This window comes from Fibrobacter sp. (assembly GCA_024399065.1).
In the GTDB taxonomy this organism is placed as follows: domain Bacteria; phylum Fibrobacterota; class Fibrobacteria; order Fibrobacterales; family Fibrobacteraceae; genus Fibrobacter.
Genome location: JAKSIB010000019.1, coordinates 21058 through 42227 on the forward strand (window position 1 = coordinate 21058; position 21170 = coordinate 42227).

Annotated in this window: 16 protein-coding genes; 4 read left to right on the forward strand and 12 right to left on the reverse strand. The window is 46.2% G+C overall.

Going from position 1 to position 21170, the window contains the following annotated elements:
- Window positions 1–98 precede the first annotated feature (98 nt).
- The 6 genes from MJZ25_10255 to MJZ25_10280 form a co-directional block, all read right to left on the reverse strand.
- Window positions 99–2687 (reverse strand): MMPL family transporter, encoded by a 2589-nt coding sequence (locus MJZ25_10255; protein MCQ2124554.1) that lies wholly within the window; start codon window positions 2685–2687, stop codon window positions 99–101.
- A 4-nt stretch (window positions 2688–2691) separates the two neighbouring features.
- Window positions 2692–3849, reverse strand: a complete 1158-nt coding sequence (locus MJZ25_10260) for a glycosyltransferase (protein ID MCQ2124555.1) — start codon at window positions 3847–3849, stop codon at window positions 2692–2694.
- Window positions 3846–4853, reverse strand: coding sequence for a hypothetical protein (locus tag MJZ25_10265; GenBank protein MCQ2124556.1), 1008 nt, complete (start codon window positions 4851–4853; stop codon window positions 3846–3848). The genes MJZ25_10260 and MJZ25_10265 overlap by 4 nt, the downstream gene beginning before the upstream one ends.
- A gap of 8 nt (window positions 4854–4861) precedes the next feature.
- The gene (locus MJZ25_10270; protein MCQ2124557.1) at window positions 4862–5665 is read right to left on the reverse strand and encodes a LicD family protein; all 804 of its coding nucleotides are present in this window, start codon (window positions 5663–5665) and stop codon (window positions 4862–4864) included.
- Window positions 5662–6096: an adenylyltransferase/cytidyltransferase family protein gene (locus MJZ25_10275; protein MCQ2124558.1), complete on the reverse strand. Its 435-nt coding sequence runs from the start codon at window positions 6094–6096 to the stop codon at window positions 5662–5664. The genes MJZ25_10270 and MJZ25_10275 overlap by 4 nt, the downstream gene beginning before the upstream one ends.
- A gap of 119 nt (window positions 6097–6215) precedes the next feature.
- Window positions 6216–7652 carry a polysaccharide biosynthesis protein gene (locus MJZ25_10280; GenBank protein MCQ2124559.1) on the reverse strand — a complete coding sequence of 479 codons (1437 nt, stop codon included), beginning with the start codon at window positions 7650–7652 and terminating at the stop codon, window positions 6216–6218.
- 114 nt (window positions 7653–7766) lie between these two features.
- On the opposite strand from MJZ25_10280, the gene MJZ25_10285 reads away from it, so the two are divergent.
- Genes MJZ25_10285 through MJZ25_10295 form a run of 3 tightly spaced genes read left to right on the forward strand, consistent with a single transcriptional unit; the run spans window position 7767 to window position 11722 of the window.
- Entirely contained in the window at window positions 7767–8186 is a 420-nt protein-coding gene (locus MJZ25_10285; GenBank protein MCQ2124560.1) for a hypothetical protein, read from the forward strand.
- A 24-nt stretch (window positions 8187–8210) separates the two neighbouring features.
- Window positions 8211–10079, forward strand: a complete 1869-nt coding sequence (locus MJZ25_10290; GenBank protein MCQ2124561.1) for a UbiD family decarboxylase — start codon at window positions 8211–8213, stop codon at window positions 10077–10079.
- A 2-nt stretch (window positions 10080–10081) separates the two neighbouring features.
- Window positions 10082–11722, forward strand: a complete 1641-nt coding sequence (locus tag MJZ25_10295) for a hypothetical protein (GenBank protein MCQ2124562.1) — start codon at window positions 10082–10084, stop codon at window positions 11720–11722.
- An 8-nt stretch (window positions 11723–11730) separates the two neighbouring features.
- Here MJZ25_10295 and MJZ25_10300 read toward each other — a convergent pair whose 3' ends face one another.
- From MJZ25_10300 to MJZ25_10315, 4 genes are read right to left on the reverse strand one after another with little or no spacing between them, the layout of a single operon-like run.
- Window positions 11731–13332 carry a DUF1957 domain-containing protein gene (locus MJZ25_10300; protein ID MCQ2124563.1) on the reverse strand — a complete coding sequence of 534 codons (1602 nt, stop codon included), beginning with the start codon at window positions 13330–13332 and terminating at the stop codon, window positions 11731–11733.
- A 9-nt stretch (window positions 13333–13341) separates the two neighbouring features.
- A complete protein-coding gene (locus tag MJZ25_10305; protein MCQ2124564.1) occupies window positions 13342–14607 on the reverse strand; it encodes a DUF4912 domain-containing protein in 1266 nt (421 codons plus the stop codon).
- Window positions 14608–14630: 23 nt separating this feature from the next.
- Entirely contained in the window at window positions 14631–15866 is a 1236-nt protein-coding gene (locus MJZ25_10310) for a hypothetical protein (protein MCQ2124565.1), read from the reverse strand.
- Window positions 15866–17257 carry a hypothetical protein gene (locus MJZ25_10315; protein MCQ2124566.1) on the reverse strand — a complete coding sequence of 464 codons (1392 nt, stop codon included), beginning with the start codon at window positions 17255–17257 and terminating at the stop codon, window positions 15866–15868. Before MJZ25_10315 ends, MJZ25_10310 begins: the two co-directional genes overlap by 1 nt.
- 237 nt (window positions 17258–17494) lie before the next feature.
- Here MJZ25_10315 and thrC point away from each other — a divergent pair, with 237 nt between their 5' ends.
- Window positions 17495–18835: a threonine synthase gene (gene thrC, locus MJZ25_10320; GenBank protein ID MCQ2124567.1), complete on the forward strand. Its 1341-nt coding sequence runs from the start codon at window positions 17495–17497 to the stop codon at window positions 18833–18835.
- A gap of 110 nt (window positions 18836–18945) precedes the next feature.
- Here thrC and MJZ25_10325 read toward each other — a convergent pair whose 3' ends face one another.
- Both MJZ25_10325 and MJZ25_10330 read right to left on the reverse strand, forming a co-directional pair.
- A complete protein-coding gene (locus MJZ25_10325; GenBank protein ID MCQ2124568.1) occupies window positions 18946–19593 on the reverse strand; it encodes a hypothetical protein in 648 nt (215 codons plus the stop codon).
- 294 nt (window positions 19594–19887) lie between these two features.
- Window positions 19888–21162, reverse strand: coding sequence for a hypothetical protein (locus tag MJZ25_10330; protein ID MCQ2124569.1), 1275 nt, complete (start codon window positions 21160–21162; stop codon window positions 19888–19890).
- Window positions 21163–21170 lie beyond the last annotated feature (8 nt).

The following is a 21170-nucleotide window of genomic DNA, read 5'->3' on the forward strand; positions in this document are numbered from 1 at the left end:
CCCAGGATGACAAAAAATCTTGGGTCCAAGCCCGGATAACAAAAAGCTCCCTCATCATTTTGATGGGGAGCCTTTTTTAATGTTTTTCGCGACTACTCTTACTTGTTCTTTTTCAACCAAGTGCTGCAAAGGAACATGGAGAAAATAACGCTAGCCACAAGGAATACGGAAATACCAATGCAAGCCAAGTCACCAATACCCTTCAAGCCGCGATGGCTCGTAAAGAGGAATCCTACGAAGCCCGCCACCGTAGTCAAGGAGCTTGCAATCACGTTACGTCCAGTTGTATCCATCAACTGACGCAAAGTCATATCCTTGCTGGAGGACCAGGAAGTAATGAAGTGGATTGTTGCGTCAATGCCTATGCCCAGCGTCATCGGAATCACAATCACGTTGTAGATACTGATTTTACCGTACTCAAAGAAATGAGTCAGGAATCCCAGCAAACCAAGAGTGAGCAAGGTGCCCATACCAAAGGCAATGCAACCGCTAACAAAAAGCTTGGGCTTGCGGAAAGAAATGGCCAAGGTTGCAAAGATTACGAGAATAATGGCGAGGGCCAATCTAAAGCTGTCCTGCTTCACAGATTCAATCACATCAGAAAGAATGAATTGAGAGGAGAAGGTGCGAAGATTTTCGCCATCGAAGTTCCAATGACCATAACGTTCCTGGAAGTCATGCAAGGCGTTGGCATCCCAGCTGGGGAAGTTACCGTAGATAAAGCCGATCTTACCATAGGAGCCATCCTTTTCGCGAAGAATGTCCAAAGTCCAGCTAGGAATGTCTTCGGCAGAGAAAGTATTTTCCACAGCGGCCATCTGGCGGAGATTTGCAATGTTTGTAGAATCTTCACCTTCGGCGCGATCAAAGACGCGGGCTTCCACCAGGTCACGAATTTCTTCGATAACTTCCAAGCGAATCTTCTGGGAATCCTCAGGCGGAACAAAGCTTCTCAAGGTAAGGAAGCTGCCCAGTACCGTATCTTTGTCCACGTTAAGGCGATACATCAAAGTATCGTGCAATTTATCCAGCTGTTCCTGCTTGGAACCCATCACTGCCGCCGGAGTCGAAGTCACAGCCTTATAGCTGTTTCTTGTAACCTTAGTAGAAATCTTGTTCTTCTTGGTGGTTTCCACCGTAGAAACTCGGCGCAGATTCTTCAGGTTGTGTTCAAAGTCCACATTCGGCGCATAGTAAAGAGCTCCAAGGCCAAAGATCAAACCAACAACGGCAGCACCCTTGAAGAACTTGGCAATTTGAGCTTCGCTCCAAGACTTGGGCAAAAGACTATTCTGAGGCGCAGCAGGAATACCACCCATGCACTTGATAAGCACCGGCAGGAACAACACGGAAGTCATCATACTGAACAGCACACCCACAGAAGCAACCACACCAAATTCGTAGAAGCCCTTGAAGTGAGCTGCAAGCAAAGTCAAGAAAGCGGCGATAGTGGTAAAGCTAGCCAGAATAAAAGGCTTCAGCATTTTCTTCTGGGCTTCTTCCAGAACTTCTTCCAAAGTTGCAAACTTATGGAGCATCTTCTGTGCGGTACCCAGAATATGGATGGAGTAGTCAATACCAATACCCAAAATAATAGACGCCACAAACACGGTGAAAGGACTCAACTTACCGTAGAAGATTGCGGTGAAAGCAAATGTAGGCACGCAAGCGTAAAGTACAGAGCAGGTCACCAGAATGGGGCCCTTGAAACTGCGGAAGAAGAAAGTTGTCAAGAAGAAAATCAGAATCAAGCTAATGCCAAAGGAGAAGATACTGTCATTAGCAACTTCGTCCACTTCCTTCAAGCCTTCGTAAGTGCCTTCCACGGTAAAGCGGGTAGGAACATCAAACTTCTTTCCGTTGAAATGAGTAAGCAAGGTATCAGTACGAGCAAGAATGCGAGTTACGAATTCGTAGTCGGTAGAAGGCTTGATCAGCTTAGCATTCACAACACCGTTGAAAAGAATCTTGCCAGTGCTATCAGGCTTGGGACAACCCATCAAACGAGTTCTTAAGTGTGCAGGAACAGGATCCTTGGGATGCCATTCATCGGCAGCCTTTTCTGCTTTCGTTGTATCCTTGGACTTCTTAAGGAAAGAGGCGAAAGCACCGATGGCTTCGTCGGGCAAGCCCAATTCCTGAGGAAGGTTGGCATCGAACCAAATACGTTCCTTTTTTTCTTCTACTTCGGCAGCGCCATCACCCAGAAGGTCCACAACCAAGGGGCCATTCTTACGACCGATTTCCAGCTGCAGGTCTTCGAGATTGTCACGGATTCGTTCCAGATGGGTCACCGGAAGATAAAGAAGAGCATTGTCCTTGAAGAACTGATTGTTGTCATCTATCTGGATAGAGACAAAGTCATCCTTCCAGTTCTCACGAATGTAGGCGCTAATGGAGTCCTGCATTGCTGCAACAATCTCGGGGTCTTCACTTTGGATTGCGATGGTAAAACGGTCTGCGCTACCAAAGCGAGTGTAGGACTCCTGAAGGGCAATGACACTGGGAGTGTCTTCAGGAAGAAGATGAGAAAGGTCGGCATCCAATTTCAAGCCTGGCTTAACCAGAATCGGATAAGCACAAAGCAGGGCAAGGATCAAATAAAAAGCTAGAGCCTTGTACTTGTGCTTACAAATTAGCGGAATATACCACTTGGAAAATCTTTCTTGAAGAGAGGGTTTCGACATAACTTTAACCTACAATAAAATCAACAGTTTTGACAAGATCGTCCTTTTGGCGGCGACGGACTTCTTCATAACGAGTCTTTGCACGGACGGCGTACATCTTATAAATTGACGGATCCAAAAGCTGAATCATTCGGTTTTTCATTTCACTGACCGAGTAGGGATCAAAATAGATGGCCGCATTTTCACAAACTTCAGGAATAGAAGTAGAACCGCTTGCTGCGACAGGAACTCCGTAACGCATCGACTGCACAGGAGGATAGCCAAAGCCCTCGTTTAACGACGGGAAAATAAAGGCATAGGCATTCTGGTGCAGGAATTCAAGTTCATTGGATTCAACATAATTCAACAATACAAAGCAATCTCGATTACGAACACTTTTCAGATAAACTCTGGAATTTGTCGCTCCGGTAATAACCATCTTATAATCAAAGGCCTTACCACAAGATCTGTATTGCGTCACCAATTCATCAAAGGCCTTTGCCGCACGAAGGTTGTTCTTTTCCCAACGGGCACCACTCGTCAAAAGGAAATACTTCTTTGGTTGCACCCCAGGAGGCAGGAATCCCTCCGGTTCGTATTCCGTCATGGGACTATAGAACACCGGGATTTCCTTATCCATCAATTCCGGAAAAAAGGACATGATGGAAGCACGGCTATGCTCGCTCACCGTAATGGTTTCTGCACGGCCATCGGCAATGCGCTTTGCCAAGTCCTGGTATTTCGGCTTGTAGAAATACTTCTTCCAGGATTCACGATAGCGGACCAGGGCTTCAGTTTTTTGCGCAAGCTTCTTGGCAAAGGAAATACCCTGACTGCTATACTGCATTTCAAGAGCACGAACACCATGCCAGGTAAACACAAAACGCTTTACGTCAATCTGCCATTTCTTTTCAAGGGAGTAGAGCGGCGTGTAAAAAGCATCAATGTTGTTTTCATCAATTATCTGCTGCGGAGTCTTCTCGCTAACATCAAAAAGAGGAATTCCTTTTTCCTTACAGGCGTCTACAATCTTTGGATCCAAATACTTTCTGCTGTCGTAGGCACAACTAAACTTTGCCTGACGTTCCACCAAGGCCCAGAAGACAACCTCTCCATAGGAGCCTCCCCCATGGAACTTGGCACTATGAATGGGCTGGACTGCCACCAGGTTAAAAAGCATCATATTATTTTACCAATCAAGGAAAGAAGCGGCAACACAAAGGGAAGTTTCTTGTACACGTAACCCAAGGATTTCGCAAAGGCATAGGAACGGATAATGTCTGCACCAAACTTACCAGCATGTTTTGTCTGGTAAAGGAAAGTTTCCTTGGCATGGGCAATGACATCGTCATAATATTCGTTAATGGTTATGGACTTATCCGCATTAACCTTCACAGGAATTTCCTTAAGGTTGGTATAGAAATCCTTGCGGAGAATTTTGGGAAGGAAAAGATCCATGCTATCAGGAACCTTGCGACCGCAGGTATTGATGATACGTGAACCAAAGAAATGGAACACCTTTCCATTAGGAATAAAGTCCCTTGCATAAGCCATTTGGCAGTTCCATTCTCCAGGCATTTTCTGGGTAATATAATTGAACTTAAAGTTGGCTTCGGCCAAGGATGCCATGTCATAGGGGAAATTCTTGGAAACGCAATACAGCCACAGTTCATGCCACTTTTCAAAGAACGCACGAGCCTCGGGTGTATCGCTGGCGAACATCACACCACCATTGAAAATTTCATCATTCAAGATGGGAGAAAAGCCTAACATCTTGGCATTGTTCAAGATTTTCTTACGGTTGATGGCCTTGGACAAGTTGGTATGGAAATCCAGAACGGCATAGATGCCGTTCCATTCCTTAGGAATACTTAGGTCACCAACAATGGCGATGTCGGAATCCATGTAAAGGAAATCGCCGTCAATCACATTGCGCATAACTGTCTTAAGGTAACGAGAGCGGAGCATTGGAGAAAGATTTTCATCCAATTCCAGCACCTTCAGCTCATCAACAGCATCTTTCAAGGCAGCGCGATTGCCGGTAAGGGTCGCTGCAGTCTTGTCGTCGGTCAATACAGTTACAAAAGCACCAGGATTGTGGACACGCAAAGATGCAATGGCCACCAAAGTCTGTTCACAAAAGAAATCCTTAGGAGAACTAGTCAGAACAAATAAATACTTAGTCATAAAGCACCCTACTTCCAGTAGGCCTCAAAGGCATGGGTAATCTGTTTTTCCTTCGGCGGCAATTTCATGTAATCACCATACATTCGTTTTAGGTAATAATCGTAGTCGGCATAACCTTCATATTCACGATCTTCAAAAGGATAAACAGACACCTGTAACAGGCGTTCCTTATCCATCATGGAACGAGTGCCGTTATTGGTAAATAAATTGGCTATGTACTTTGAATCCGCAGCCTTGTAACGTTTGAAGATCCATTCATGAATGCGACAAACACGTTTCTTTCCGATGATATGTGCCAACGTGTAAAACAGACGCTTGTAAAACCAGTCAAAGCCAATCTTCATCTTGGAGAAGTTTGCATCCATGGCTAATACTACCACGCGCATAAACGCACAAAGTCCCATATGGAACTTTGACTTCATGGGAGATTCAGTTACACCATCCAACGGGAAAATATCCACCCAAATACCGTGCTTGTTGGTATGGCGTTCCATGTTAACTTCGGTGCGGTTATCCACAATCTTTGCAAACGGATAAAAATAACCTTCAGACCTGTTGTCAATCAAGGAAAGGTGGCTATACTTTTCACCTAAACCATTCTTTACGATTTGCAGGAACTTTTCGTACTCTTCACGAACCATGCAAATATCAATATCATCGTCCCAAGGGATATAACCCTTATGACGGACAGCCCCCAACAAGGAACCAAATGCCAAATAATACTGCAGGTTGTATTCCTTGCAAATGGTGGCAATATCATCAAGAACATCCATCTGGACTTTTCTGATGTCTTCCTGGCTCATCATCTTCATTTTGAAGCCTCTTTCATCTTATCCTTGAGATCGGAAGTAGAAACACCCTTGGTGTAGGGCAAATATTCAATGCTTACGCCAAGTTCAGCAAACTGCTTTTCAGTGCGATTGTATCGTTCGGAACCTTTCCAGTCATCGCCAGAAAAAAGCACATCAAAATGAAACCTTTTCAAGGCTAGCATCTTGTCATCAATTTCTTCAAGGGTAATGGTCGAAACTTCATCTACGCACTTTAAGGCACCTACAATACGAATTCGATCGTTTTCCGGAACCACGGGAGTCTTGTGTTTTACCTGGGTCACATAGTCGTCGCCACATACGGCAACAATCAAGTGATCGCACTGAGCCTTGCAGCGTTCCAGCAAATTTAAATGTCCCACATGGAACAAGTCAAAGACTCCAGTAGTAAAACCAACTTTATACTTTTTCATACATTCCTCTCCACATAAAAATAGACAATTTTCAATGAAGGAATGTTGTTTTTTTCCATATAAGCCGACGAATCAACAAAAACGGCTCTTGAGATGTATCCAAAGGGAAAATTGCAAGACTAACGCTTAGCAGAAGCCTTGTCTTTTTCCAGTCTTTTTTTCTGAAGCATCCATTGCAAGCCAAGTGCCGCAAGGATCAACACGTAAATACAAATCTTCTCTGGAATCGAGGGAGTGAACACATCCAGGTTCAAAAGGATATAGAATGCGACAAGTCCGACAATCCAGATCATCTGGGAAATCAATCTTGACGAATAAGGCCACAAGCCAAGTTTAGCCAGATACGCATTGTTCCACACCATTGCTATTACGTTGTACGTAAGCATAGAAAGGGCGGCCCCCACAAGACCATAAGCAGGAACAAGGAAATAACCAGAAATAAGAGCTACCGCCAGAGAGAAAATATTCATTTTCAAAGTATAGAGACTCTTGCCGATTCCGTTCATAATTACAATGGCCATACCCCAGAAACCGGCCAACAGATGGACCAGCAAAAGGATGCCCAAAGTTTCCGGCTGGACAATAAACTCCTTACCAGCAATGCTTAGTATTTCACCCGGGAATAGAATGATAAAGAAGCCCACGATAAGCTGGATGTAGGTCACCATAGAAACACAATAGGAATAGACCGGCTTCAAATCCGTCTTGAGGCGATCACGGTCCATCCCTGCAATGACGGGGGTTAGAATGGGAGTGAAACCAACGCGGATGGTCTGCAAAGCATTGGAAACCGTCACCATGATGCCGTAGGCACCAGCCATTTCAGGGCCCAAGAACATCATCACCATCCACAATCCAGAACGAATCAGGAACGAGGATACAAACTCGTTAAAGCCTAGGGGAAGCGAGTAAATCAAAAGCTGCTTGGAAACCCGGAAAACAGGGTTTAAAGGCATCTCAGGGAACTGCCTGCGCACTAATGTAAAATGGACCGCAAAACCGCCCAGCTGGCCCACCAGAAGGCCCAAAGGCAAAGCATGGGGGATGCCCAGGAAATGCATGGCTATGGAAGAAGCCGGAGCAAGAACCGCTACCAAAAAAGAGTTGATAAAAATGGCATTTTGGGGTTTTCGATTGCTTTCAGAGGTATTACTCAAGACATAGCACGCTGCGTAAAACACCAAAGACAAGCCGTACCACGGCATCTCCTTTGAAATCAATGGCGTAAAGGAACCTACAAAGATAACGAGAGTACAGAGGAAAGCAACAGCAACGGCAATCCAGAAAGAGCCCATGATACCGTCATAGGACGGACGATTCTGCAACTTGTTCTGGGGGAGGTACCAGTACAAGCCCTTATCCAGCCCCAAAGTCGACGATCTGGAAATGGTCAAAAGCAAGGTTTGTGTAGAAACAAATACACCAAATTCCGCAGGACCAAAAATACGAGCGAGCAAAATGGTCAACATAGGACCACACACTTTCAGGATGGTACCAATAATATTTACCACCACGCTCTTTTTTAGATATTTACTGTCAGCATCAAGTTTATCCATTACATTAAAAAATAGTTTTTTTACTATGTTTGTAGCAGTATGGTACAATTAAGTCAAACATCGTGGCAAGAATATTCCCTTCTAAATGTGATGGAAACCTTGCAGTATGCCCCGATGAATTTACAGATTGGAAAGAACCCTATTTTGCACTACACATTCCCCAAGGAATTGGTAGCAGGTTCCAGTGTGAACTACTACATCCAGTGCGGGTTCAAATCCATCAAGTGGACTGGCATCATCAGTTCGGTGAACGAAAACAAGGTCACCGTCCGTCTTGGTGAAGGCCCGTTCCGCGGTTTTACCGCAAGCCATCAGTTTGTTTCTGAAGATTCCATGACCGCAATTTACGACGAGTTCTCCTTCCAGGGTTTCACAACTATCCCTGAAGAAGCCTTCGCCGCAATCATCAGCAAGACAGGTGTTGTGCACGCAATCAACGCTCGCAAGGATGCTCGCAACATTATCTTGGCAATGGAAAGCCAGAAGAAGACCCAGGCCTTCGAAGCCTTGGATCAAAGCGCTACCGCAGGCTAAATCTTTCCAGGGGCGCTGGATTCTATGTACAAAAACCTTGAACAGGCTCTGCTAGACTTAGAAAAAGCAGGCATGCTTAAGCGTGTCCAGCAGGAAGTAGATCCTTATCTGGAAATGGCAGAAATAGCCCGACAAACCTTCGAAGCCGGAGGTCCCGCGCTGCTGTTTGAAAAGGTCAAGGGAAGCAAATTCCGCGCCGTTTGTAACATCTTCGGCACGGAAGAGAGACTGCAGTTTCTCTTTCGAAAAAGCCTGACTGCCACCCAAACTGCGGTGCAGTTCAAGTCCAATCCGATTGAATTTTTCAAGAAGATTCAGCCCGTTCAATGGTTGAAAGCCGCAAGCGCCGGCGTTTGTGCTTTACCCCGCAAGAGCGGCAACATCAGAGATTTCGAGGAATGTTCCTTGCAAGATCTGCCCCAGTTGGTCAGCTGGCCGAACGACGGAGGAGCCTTCATTACATTGCCCCAGGTTGCCACAAGGCCTGGTGAAAAAGCAAGTGTCATGACCACAAATGTAGGCATGTACCGCGTGCAGATTTCCGGTAACGAATACCGCCCTGGCGAAGAATGCGGGCTCCACTACCAGATCATGCGTGACATCGCAAGGCACCACCAGAAGGCCATTGAGGAAAATCGCCCACTGAAGGTAAGCGTTTTCATCGGCGGACCACCAGCACATACGGTCGCCGCAGTAATGCCTATGCCGGAGAATCTGTCCGAATTGGTTTTCGCAGGTATGCTAGGCGGAAAGCGTTTCCGTTACTTTGTTCATGACGGTTACCTCGTTTCCAGCGATGCTGATTTTTGCATCCTTGGAGAAATGCAACCTGAATTAAAACCGGAAGGTCCATTCGGGGATCACATCGGCTACTATTCCGACAAGCACAACTTCCCCTGCCTCAAGGTAAAGAAAGTTCTCTGCAAGAAGAACGCCATTTACCCCTTCACTGTCGTGGGGCGCCCGCCTCAGGAAGACACCTTGTTCGGTAGCTTCATCCATCAGGTCACAAAACCGATGGTTCCCGCATCCGTTCCTGGCCTCCATGCGATTCACGCCGTAGACGCCGCCGGCGTTCATCCCCTTTGCTTGGCACTTGCCAGCGAACGCTTCCTGCCCTATGCCAAGCCCGAAGACCGCGAGCCCCTTGAACTCCTCAAGACCGCAAGCGCACTTCTCGGCTTTAATCAGGCTAGCCTCAGCAAATACCTTTTGATTGCCGCCAAGGAAGACGAAAAAGAAAAGGGTTCCAACATTGATGTCAACGATGTGACTGCATTCTTCGGCCACATTCTGGAACGCATCAACTTCAAACGGGATTTGCATTTCCAGACTTCCACCTCCATTGATACTCTGGATTACACCGGTTCCAGCCTTAATCACGGTTCCAAACTGATTATGGCCGCAACTGGTATCAAGCGCCGCGAACTTCGCAACGATAAAAGCGATCTTGAAAGCCTCACGCTTCCCGAAGGTTTCCGCAAAGATGCAATTCAGATTCCCATGCCAGGCGTTCTTGTAATCCAGGCTCCAGCCTATTCGAGCGAAGGTTCCTGCGCCTCCGAGGAAATCGTAAAGCAATTTGAAAAAAATCTTGAAAATTGGCCTTACAGAGATAATTACCCGTGGATCAGTTTTGTAGATTACAGCTCGGAATTCGACGGTTCCAAACTTGCCGATTTCTTGTGGCTTACATTTACCCGTTCTGACCCTGCTCAGGATTTGTATGGTTTCCATTCAGAAATCATAAACAAGCATTGGGGTTGCAATGCTCCAATCTTTGTTGACGCAAGAATCAAGCCACATCATCAAAAGGCGCTTGAAGTATCCGCAGACGTCAAAAACAAAGCACGAGAAATTTTGCTAAACGAAAGAATTTTAGAAGCGAAGTAACCATGGTAAGAATCACTTTAGCTGTACTCACCCTGTTTTTTTGCATAAACAGCAGCTTCGCCCGTAATAGCCATTGCGGAACAATCCAATTCTTTCAACAAAAAAACGAACTTCGCACAAATCCTTCTTCTGGAATTCTTGCAAGAACTACTATTGCAGATAACGAATGCACTGCAGATGATTACTACGATTCCGTCTACACAAGAAAAACAGAGCATTTCCAGTTTTTCTACACGCTGAATGGTCCTCACAAAACCACGAAAGCCTACATCGATTCCCTAGAAGTCATCGCCGAGTACGCCTGGAATTTCCATACAAAAAACATGGGCATGTTGGCCCCAAAGGGATCAAAGCAAACTCTTCATTACCAGCAAGAAGTTAGCGATGGACTCTACCCCATTGAAGTTCTTGATATAGAGAATTTTCGTTATTCAAGTTTCCGCTGCCGAGGTTGTTATGGGGTAACCTTTCCCGATGATTATCAAGCAGGAGCAAGCAATCTTGTCCTCGATAACGACTTCCTGTTCACCCCGTCATTCAATAGAGAAAAGTCATCCGTAAATTTCAATGGAAAGACCTGTTCTTACACAAAAGCCTCCGAGGATCTAAGAAACGATTTACATGACTACTCTTACGCGGAACAATGGAGCAAGGCCTTACGCGTCACTGTCATCCACGAATTATATCATTCAGTACAGCTCCGTTACGTAGAACTGAACCATTACAATCTTTTTTGGTTTGAAGCCTCCGCTTCTGGCATGGAAGAGCTTGCCGCTCCCGACATAGACGATTACTATTCCTATTTGCCAAATATGTTCAGCCTTATGGGATCCGCTCTAGACGGCATGTTAGAACACTATGGCGTCGGCATTTTCTTTTTGTATCTGTACAATCATCTTGATAAACAATCCGACAAAATCATTTGGGAAAATTTCGGCAAGCAGCCCGATCAAAATTTTAGGCATCATTTAAACGAATTAGGGAAAAAGAAAAAAATCTCAGTAGATTCCTTGTTCCATGACTTTTCGAAACGACTCGCTTTCGCAGGAAAGAAATCTCAGTTCCTAGATTCAAAAAAATGGATTACAAGCGATCAATACCTGTGGCCAGACTTTAACTATATCGCACCTAGAAAATCCAATGACGACTTTATTCCTAATGCAACCGAATTTGCATATGAGTTCTACATCAACGGTCACCCCAATCTAGAAGAATTCAAGGGCAAGGCAAGTATCGTTCTCTTCAAGAACGACAAAGTTGAAATACAAGACATTTCCTCCATCGAGCATTTGGAAAGCGCCTACATGGGCGCTTCCGCAAATCCAAGCGTGGATTCTGTCGGTTGGATATTCAGCAATCTGACTAGTGCAAATTACATGCCTTTGGGCGAAACAAAGGACTATCCTCTCCACGCCTATCCAACCCCGTGGCGTTCAGGAAATCTCTGTTTCACACCGCTTCCAGAGAACAGCAATTTCATTGAAATAAGAAATCGCCGTGGCGACTTGATTTTCAAGGAATCCTATTACAGCAGAACCCATTGCATAGACGAAACCACAGTCAGAAACCTCATGGTTCCTGGCGTGTATCGATTCCGTGCAGGGAATTCAGGAAAACTCAAAGATTTCCTGATTATCTATTAGCTTTAAAATTAAAGCCAACTAAAGATATTGTTGGCCTGTTCCAACTTCGGCAGAACAGAAGATGCTACCGGTTTGTCAGAATTTCTAAGAACAGCTTTACATGCTTCAGCAAAAAGCATATGACCGTTGTTATAATGATCATCCAAACGACGGCGTGCATAGCCGTCTGCAGAATGATTGTGAATCATGAAAGCCCAGTCAGAAGCTTGGAACAGCAGCAATTCACGTTCCATCTGCTTGATGTAACGGGCAATAAGTTTCGCAGCCTTCGATGTTTTTGAATCCATTCTTTCAACAATCGTTTTAAGATGTTGAATCATGGCACGCAAACGATAGGACTGAGGATAATACTTGTCTGTTTCACCGTTAATCCAGACAGAACCAAAACCACCTTCACCCCAACTGGAGAATGGCGGTTCGTGAGTTTCAGGATCTGCAGATTCTGTCATCACTTGATCTGCGCCAGCAAATTCTATAACAGCAGAAGAAGCTGCATATTCAAGCATGGATTCCAGGAACAACGGACCTTCAAACCACCAATGGCCAAACAATTCCGCATCGTAGGGGCAAAGCAAGGCAGCCTTGTTGCCGTCCATATTTACCAGCAATTCGGAAATTGTGGTTTCGCGGTTTACCACGAACAAACGGGCATGGTCGCCAGCCAATCGCATAGCATTCCAAGGGCGATAAATTTCTTTCTGTTCTGAACCTGTAATGCGGTTGTACTTGAAACCCGTATCAATGGGAGTTTCACCAGAGAAGAAGTAATCGCCAAGATAATCACGAGGCCGTTCAGAAGCGATGTCCTTAAAGAACTCACGGTATTCAGGATGGCCCGGATAACCTGTACGACGGCTCCAAACTTCCATGGAACTTTTCTGTTCACGACCCATAAAGAATAAACCGTTCTTTGTACGGAGCGGAGTAAACACGCCGTACTTGGGTGGAGGAGACGCAAGCAATGCACCATGGGTTTCCAGGAAGAAATACTGAAGATTAAATTCTGCCAAGTATTTATCAAGGCCCGGGAAATAACCACATTCCGGAAGCCACACGCCCTTAGGCTTACGGCCAAAGGCGCGTTCAAAGCAACGAACGGAAACATCCAGCTGCATGCGGATTGATTCAGGGTCACTCTGATAAGCTGGCAGGAACGGATGTGTTCCTACGCAAGTGAGCAAATTCAATTTGCCAGCCTTTTCCAGGCGCAGGAATTCAGCCAATAAATTTCGATGGATTCTATTTTCCCAAGTATCGATTAAGGTTCGCTGACGTTCCTGATAGAACTTGGAAAGAGTTTCCAAAGGAGAGCCCGCATTGCGCTGAACTTCCTTTTCAATAAGTTCCAGCTGGCGGGACAAATGAACGGAGAACTTCTTAAGGAGATGTTCATCCGAAAGCATTTCAATAAGAGGAGCAGAAACACTAAGGTTCAATGTTCCCGGCACGCCCTTTTCAAGCAAACGCTGCAACGCCTGCACAAGAGGCAGGTAGGTTTCAGACATTGCCTCAAAGAGCCAATTCTCTTCAAAGAATCGGTCATATTCCGGATGACGCACAAACGGAAGGTGTGCGTGCATCAGGAATACAATTCTACCGGGAGCTCCCATCCTAAGTGATTACTCCGTACGCTTCACAACGATCGGGACGATTGTTGTCGGGAAATCGCCATCCTTGTCAGTTGCAAAGACAGGGATAACCTTGGTGCAATCCGGAAGATCTTCTTCAAAGCTGAAGGTGCCATCCGGATTCAGCGGGAAGTCTTCGCCACGAACCTGAAGGTGTGCATCCGGACGAGTTCCACCGTAAACGATGAGACGAGTCTTAACCCACAGGAAGAAATCCTTACCGTAGTTCACAGAATCCTTGGATGCGGCAGCGAGAGCGGCATTGCTCTGGAGAGCGGCACTGGAAAGGGCGCCAGAGAACATGGATTCAGAAGAGCTACCGAAGTTTTCGCTGAGGGACTTGAGCCAAGATTCAGCAGTCTGGCTAGAGAAACCAGAGCTCATGAAGTTGCCCAAGGTATTGCCACCAAGGGAAGCCTTTGCGAAAGCATCGTCTGCAGCGGGAGCTGCGGCAGACTTATCAAATACAGCAACCGGAGCAGATTCAACGATAGGCATGAAGTTCTTGCCCTGAACCGCACCGAGAACAGCAACAACTGCCTGACCAGCAGTGTTTTCTACGTACCAGCTACGAGCGTTTGCCGGAACTTCAACATCACGGAACTTACGTTTCTTGCTACGCTGGACGGTCAAGTCAGATGCGATATCAAACAAACGAAGAACGAGCTTCCCCTTGCCTTTCTTAGCCTGCTGAACACGCTTTTCAGAAACTTCCCAGAATGCATGCATCCAGTTCGGATCTTTCTGCATCAAGACCAAATATTCTGCATCAAAAGACTGGGCGAGAGTAGCGACAGCGTCTTCGCCCTTTACAGCCTTGGATTCAGCCTTGGCAGCCTTTGCTTCAGCGACTTCAGCAACCTTTGCAGCAGCCTTGGAAGCAGCCTTTGTTGCAGTAGCCTTGGCTGCGGTCTTTGCTGCAGTAGCCTTGGTAGCAACCTTCTTCACGGCAGTTTTTGCAGCGGTCTTGGTTGCAGTCTTTGCAGCCTTAACCTTAGCAACGACCTTTTCAGCCTTTGCTTCAGCTTCCTTCAAGGAATCAACAGTAGCCTTTGCAGATTTCTTCACTGCAGTTTTCTTTGCGGCAACAGTTTCAGACACCTTAGCCTTGGCAGTCTTTACTTCGCCTTCAACAGACTTAGCTGCAGTCTTAGTAGCAGTCTTTGCTTTCTTTACTGTTTCTACAGTCTTTTCAGCAACGCTCTTAGCAGCAGCCTTGATTTTGGACTTTGCGTCCGTTTCTTTTTTAGTAGCCATTATCAGGTCTCCTTCATAAACACTTATCGACGGCTCTGGCCCCAAGTTCCGATACCGGTCAAACCAATACGAATTGCGAAGAATGTTTCTTCCCATTCGGATTTGACATCAGAGAAACGCTTACCAGCCTGGAGTGCCAAATCCACGGTCGTTCCTTTACGGCCCATGGGGAATCCTGCACCAACAGATCCGCCAATTTCAAACACATCCTTTACATACCAATTCTTGTACCAAGCACCGGCACGATAATTAATCCGTTTCCAGTAGTCATCGTAGAACAATGGGCTACCATCACACTGATAACCAACAGAAGCCATAAAGTCGCTCTGGGTTTCAGTCACTTCAGGCATCGCCCAGCTTCCGCCAATATTTTCAATGTCTTCGTCCCATGCACGCCACTGCAAATCAAGCATGATGTTGTGGCGCTTGAGCAAACGCATATTCATACCCGTAGCAAGCATTGCCGGCACCTTTATTTCACGTGTATAGGAAGAAGGAGCCAAGGTATCCGTTTCGCTAAATCTGAAATCGTAGTTAATATCGTTCTTCAGGGTATAGCCTGTTGTATAGGAGAAGAAGAAGGACGCCTGACGACCACGATATTGCAATGCTGCAGAGTAATAAGCAGGATGATTCTTAAGATCCCAGATACCATCAGCGTATTCGGAAATCAAGGTATTCCTAGTACCCCAAAGGTCTTCGTCTTCAACATTCTCGTTATTCGGACCTACAGTCAAGCTTCTGCTGGAGTTGCCCAAAATAACGTGAGCAGATGCGCCTAAAGAGAAGGAACGCAAATACGGCAAGCGAACCGCATATGTCGGAACCAATTCAAAAATACTTCCAGAATATTCAATCTTTGCGGACTTTGTAGAGTCATCAAAGGATTCACTGAAATTGGACATGTAGTGCTGCCACAGAGAAGCACCCATGGCACCAAAATCACCCATAGGGAATGAAATATTAAAAGACGGCATCCCCATAGAATTGCTCAACAAGTGATGGCCCTTCTTAGATGCAGCATCCATTTCCAACAGGAAATTCAAATTAAACACAACGTTCTTATCAAAGGCTAGGCGAGCTGGGTTCACAACGGAAATACCTTCAGAGTCACCAGTCTTTGCGTTGCCTGCGTAGCCACGGCCAGCAGCGGAAGCCGTACCACCAAGAACTTGTTCTTCACCAAGAGCGTCAATACCGATGGAGGAACCAAAAGACAAACTTGCGAAAACGCACAGGAAGGCAGCAAACTTTTTCATTACTTATCGATCCTCTTGGAAGACATCCAAAGTTTAAGGCTCATAGGATTTTCTACCGCCTTGGTAAAGTCATATCGGGCATAATCAAAATTGCCTAGGAATATGCGAATCGTATTACCATCATCATCGATGCGATCATAGTAAAGGGTATCTCGTTCCTGCAGCATCGGGTAACCCATCTTCAGAACAATTCTCAAGGGGTTTTTATCGCTAGCCTTGTTAACCAATTCACGAACACCTTGACTTATCTGCAAAGACAAAGAATCAGATTCATGGAAGACCAAATTCGGATGGCCGTCTTCAACGATGACATTCTTGTTGAGACGATACTGTTCCATTCGACGGATTTCTGTTCCTAAGCTATCAATGAAGGAACCAACGACCACCTGAATAGGCAGACCGAATTCGCTTTCACTTTCACCATCATTGCTAGCCATAGTCAGCTGAGCAAGGGAAACCGTTTGACGAACATCGTAGCCATCACCCTTATTTTCAAGGGGACTATCCTTATAAGCTTCCTGAACCGCATCCAGAATTTTTTCTGAAGGGAATACAAGGACCAAGGAATCACGACCACCGCCATGGATCACCGGGCAATCCTCGCAATCTTCGTTGATTTCCATGATATTGGCAGCACGGGCTGTATTGAACGTATGGAAAGAAGAGTCTCCTGCGAACAAGTACATATACGGCTGGCGCTTCGTACCCGGCCCATAGAAACGATAAAGTTTTTCCAGCTTAGGAGTAGAAAGACGAAGTTGCAAATAAACACCATAGGTAGCCTTCTTCAATTCCTCAACCAAGGCAGAAGGCAAATCCAACCCAACAACGGAAGTATCCTTCTTTGTATAGGACACTTCAAAGGTGGTATCAGCAGAACCATCAGCTTCCCAATATTGCAAAGAATCCAGCCACACAGAATCGGCAACACTCGCCATTTTGATCAACTGGTTCTTTGTTTTAGCATAGCGAATTTTCCAGCTAAGATTTACATCAACGACTTCCTTGCCCGGAACTGAATCGGACGGAAATCCGGCTGTCTTATAAAGGTTCTGGAACCAGCAGAAAGACAAGGCTGCAGACAAAGAATCTGATTTCAACTTGGCAAGTTTTTTGTCAGTCAGATTGAAATAGAATTCCATAACCATATCTTGAGATACATTAGACGTTCTTCCCAAAAGGAAGGCCAAACTGTCCGCCTTGCGAGGCACAAGGTTTTGTCCAAGAATCACAGAGTCTGGTTTAAGATTGTCAATAGTCAGCACTTGAACCTTGTAACTATCGGGCATGCCATGACTAGACAACCAACTACTTACACCAGAGTCGTCTGTGTCAAAAAGACACGATGTAAAAAGTGCTGCAACAGCAAACAATAAGCCTAATTTTTTCACTCAGAACTCCTAAGTTCTATCCATGTAAATTTCCACATAGAATATAGAAAGTTTCAATATGGCAAACCAAGAAAATGCCCCAAAGAAACAGGCTTTTATAGCCGGAGATTACACTACACAAAAGAACACCATTTATTCGTGTTTTTATTTTAAAAACAAACCTTTTTCCATAACAATCCAAAGACATAAACTCTCTAGTTTTTCTAAATTTCAGCCCGTAAAATTTTAGAGGAAACTATGACTAAGTTCAACGCTCATTTTAGAAACATCAACGGCGACGATACCTACCCGGTAACCGACGTCATTTATCGTTCCAAGGTCGACAACAGCCTCCTAGAAGTGGAACACGACCGTAAGGCTCTGGCTGAACGCAGTCCGGAAGAATGGAAGAAGCTGTTTGCCGAACGCCGCATGAGCTTTGAACCGGCTGACCAGAGTGGTATCTGGAGCAAGCGCGAAATGGTTCTCCCGGATATGCCGGTGGAAGACATCGTCACCATGCGCGAAGGTTGGAGCCCGCTGTTCGACGCAGCTCCCATCGCCAAGGAACTTGGCATCAAGAGCCTGAAGGTGAAGCTTTGCGGTAACTCCCATACCGGTTCCTTCAAGGATCTGGGCATGACCGTTCTCGTGAGCCAGGTGAACCACATCATCAAGAAGAACATTCACCCGATCGACGCCGTAGCTTGCGCCTCTACTGGCGACACCTCTGCAGCCCTTTCCGCTTACTGCGCTAAGGCAGGCATCCCGTCCATCGTGTTCCTGCCCGCCGGCAAGACCAGCGTTGCTCAGCTGATCCAGCCCATCTCTAACGGCAGCATCGTTCTCGCCTTGGACACCGACTTCGACGGTTGCATGAAGATCGTTCAGGAAGTCACCAAGGACAACCGCATTTATCTCGCCAATTCCATGAACAGCCTCCGCGTAGAAGGCCAGAAGACTATCTCTCCGGAAATCTGCCAGGAACTTGGTTGGAAGGTTCCCGACACCGTGATTATTCCGGGCGGCAACCTGGGTAACGTTTCCGCTCTCGCCAAGGGTTTCGAAGACTGCAAGGCTATGGGCCTCATCGACCGCATTCCTCGCATCATCGTGGCTCAGGCCGAAAACGCAAATCCGTTCTACCAGGCTTACGAACGCGGCTTCGACCAGCTGGTTCCCATGCAGGCCAAGAAGACTCTCGCTTCTGCAATCCAGATTGGTAACCCGGTCAGCTATCCCAAGGCTGTTCGCGCCATCCAGAGCACCAACGGCATGGTGGTCAGCGTCTCCGAAGAAGAACTGGCAAACGCAGCACACCGCGGCGACCGCATCGGTCTCTACTGCTGCCCCCACACTGGTGTGGCTCTCGGCGCTCTCGAAAAGCTGGTTGCCGCAGGCAAGATCGACAAGGACGAAGAAGTGGTTGTCATCAGCACCGCTCACGGCCTCAAATTCACCGAATTCAAGGTGGGCTATCACGAACAGAAGCTGGAAGGCATTGCTAGCAAGTACGCCAACCCCGTGTTCAAGGCTCCCGCAGAAATCGGCCCCGTCATGGACATCCTGAAGAAGGAAATGGCTGCTCGCCGCAGATAATCGCTGCGCAAGTTCGTCGCGCGGGCAAACGCCCCGCAACCTACAAATTAAAGAAGCCTCGGGTAAAACCGAGGCTTTTTCTTTATTTGCAACCACCCGCCAAAACCGACTTATTTTCCGTTATACTGAACGTGAAGGTGTTCAGCCGCCTTGCCAGGAGACTCCAGCAAAACAACATACCGCTCATCAAGTTTCGCCCTTACTTTATCCGCAATCAACTTACGGTTTTCCATAGAAATCTTTGAATCCTTGGTTCGAAAATCAAGGGCAGAATTCTTATAATGCTTGGAATTGCTCATATGACCGGCATAGTCATTCCCACTGGTAACCACCGGGACATAATCGTTTCCAAGTACCTCCCAATAGACACCTACTACAACGACAAGAGCTGAGTCCATCTGGGGTTTTAGACGTTTCACATTAACGCTATTGTCCTTCAATTTGACTTGAGATAAAGCCTCCTTATGCATGGGGGTTGTATTGATCATATCGTATTCAGTAAGTCTTGCGCCATTCAAAATAATGAAACGTTTAACTTGCTCAGCTGACTCCCCCACAATGCTTTTCAAAGCCTTTGTTACATCTGGAGATTTTTCTTTCACGACGGAAGCTACACCATCTACAGCATCCATTCCCGTCTTTATGACTTTTTCGGCTGCAGGGGAAATTTTCACCTCGTTGCGCCAATTGGGATAGATTAGATAAAAAGCGGCGATGGTAATCAGGACACCAAGGATTAGAGCACAACCAAACTTCATATAAGTAATGATACTAAAAAAACGAGGCGCTGAGCCTGCTTTTTTGATGGGGCCTTGAGCCCCTTCAAAAAAGAAAGGGCCCTCCAAAGAGGACCCTTTCCTAAGAAGGAGAAAATATGAGCGGTTTCGGGACCCTTGAGCAAACCAGATGGGGAGCAACGGTTCAACTCAAAAGAGTTTCATCCATTCACCGATCACGACACGTAATATATGCTTTCTTTTTCAGCGAAGAACTACCATTTTGCTTACATTTTTGTGAAAGCAATCGTTTTTCGCTTCCTTCCAGCAGAGTCGTTACTCTTCGCGGAAGATGATCTTGCACTTCGGAACGAAACGGAAGCCACCGCGGCGATGACGTTCGATTTCGAAGAACTTCTTAACGCCCTCAGTAGGACGAGAAGGATCATCAGAACCGTTAATATGAGCAATCACGCGATTCAAGCGGCTTTCAAAGTTAGGACGCAGCGGATCCATGCAAATGGCCGGGTCACGTTTAAATTCACGGTTTTCGTATTCTTCACGACCAGAAGCGGTGTACTCACGAAGCAAGTTACGGAGGATTCGAGCCGGAACGTTACGCATCAAGTGTTTGTTGTTCACGGAAATGGAATCGTCGCTCTTGTAGTAAACGATGGTAACAGAGTCGTTCATGGCTTCGAGGAGCTGTTCCTGAGCCTTCTGGATCGGAGCCCAGGAATCAAATTCCTGCTTAACCACAGCACTCATCAACTTATTGAACGGTTCCGGAGCAGTGATGTTTGCCTTGTAGTCGAGATAAACGATACCTGCCGGAGCGCCATAGTAACAGTCCTTATGAATCAAGACTGTACCAGTCTTTTCATCGACAACGTCTTCAAGAGCCTTAACACAGGACATCTTCTTTTCAGCCTCGACGTCCCATTCCAGTCCGTTTTCAGCAAGGCAGTCACCGAAAGTCGCATACACAGCAACCTTACGGCCATTAACGTAAACACATTCATCATCGCGCTTTTCTGCAGTAGCACGATTTTCCAAAGCTTCAACAAAAGAGGTCTGGGAAGCTCTAAATTCCATGTATTCGTACGGCGGGGTGTTCAAAAGGATGGGGCCAATCTGCACCAAGCCCTTGAACCAGCGCATGGGGTTCGTGACCAATGCACCCGGAGTATCAAAGCGGAACGAGAAGAATTCCTTGCGATTTCCGTCGATCAACTCACGACGAAGGAACTTGGAATCCTTAAGCAGAGTATAACGTTTCGGAATAATATCCAGGCAAAGCTGACGTACATCTTCTGTTGCATAGAACTGAGAAATGTAAGGCAGATAGGAACGAAGCACGCTACGAGCAGGAATAGCTTCGAAGGTTGCGCAACGGTCAATAATACGCTGCATGAATGCATCCGGGCTTTCACCGCGTTCGTACAACCAGGAAACGACGCTATTCATCATCAAGCGATGAGAACTTTCATCCACGAAAGAGTCTTCAAAATAAATATCATTCAACATCTTTACGTCGATTCGAGAATCGCGCTTTACCAAGGTCAAAATATCCTTGATCGGGTACGATATCAGCAGTTCGATATGAGTCAATTGAAGAA

Excerpts from the sequence above, each read along its gene's own strand:
- MJZ25_10265 (MCQ2124556.1), bottom strand. The coding sequence starts at position 4,853 with ATGACTAAGTATTTATTTGTTCTGACTAGTTCTCCTAAGGATTTCTTT.
- MJZ25_10310 (MCQ2124565.1), bottom strand. The coding sequence starts at position 15,866 with ATGAAAAAGTTTGCTGCCTTCCTGTGCGTTTTCGCAAGTTTGTCTTTT.
- MJZ25_10280 (MCQ2124559.1), bottom strand. The coding sequence starts at position 7,652 with ATGGATAAACTTGATGCTGACAGTAAATATCTAAAAAAGAGCGTGGTG.
- MJZ25_10255 (MCQ2124554.1), bottom strand. The coding sequence starts at position 2,687 with ATGTCGAAACCCTCTCTTCAAGAAAGATTTTCCAAGTGGTATATTCCG.
- MJZ25_10285 (MCQ2124560.1), top strand. The coding sequence starts at position 7,767 with ATGAATTTACAGATTGGAAAGAACCCTATTTTGCACTACACATTCCCC.
- MJZ25_10275 (MCQ2124558.1), bottom strand. The coding sequence starts at position 6,096 with ATGAAAAAGTATAAAGTTGGTTTTACTACTGGAGTCTTTGACTTGTTC.
- MJZ25_10290 (MCQ2124561.1), top strand. The coding sequence starts at position 8,211 with ATGTACAAAAACCTTGAACAGGCTCTGCTAGACTTAGAAAAAGCAGGC.
- MJZ25_10300 (MCQ2124563.1), bottom strand. The coding sequence starts at position 13,332 with ATGGGAGCTCCCGGTAGAATTGTATTCCTGATGCACGCACACCTTCCG.
- MJZ25_10305 (MCQ2124564.1), bottom strand. The coding sequence starts at position 14,607 with ATGGCTACTAAAAAAGAAACGGACGCAAAGTCCAAAATCAAGGCTGCT.
- thrC (MCQ2124567.1), top strand. The coding sequence starts at position 17,495 with ATGACTAAGTTCAACGCTCATTTTAGAAACATCAACGGCGACGATACC.
- MJZ25_10260 (MCQ2124555.1), bottom strand. The coding sequence starts at position 3,849 with ATGATGCTTTTTAACCTGGTGGCAGTCCAGCCCATTCATAGTGCCAAG.
- MJZ25_10270 (MCQ2124557.1), bottom strand. The coding sequence starts at position 5,665 with ATGAAGATGATGAGCCAGGAAGACATCAGAAAAGTCCAGATGGATGTT.
- MJZ25_10325 (MCQ2124568.1), bottom strand. The coding sequence starts at position 19,593 with ATGAAGTTTGGTTGTGCTCTAATCCTTGGTGTCCTGATTACCATCGCC.
- MJZ25_10295 (MCQ2124562.1), top strand. The coding sequence starts at position 10,082 with ATGGTAAGAATCACTTTAGCTGTACTCACCCTGTTTTTTTGCATAAAC.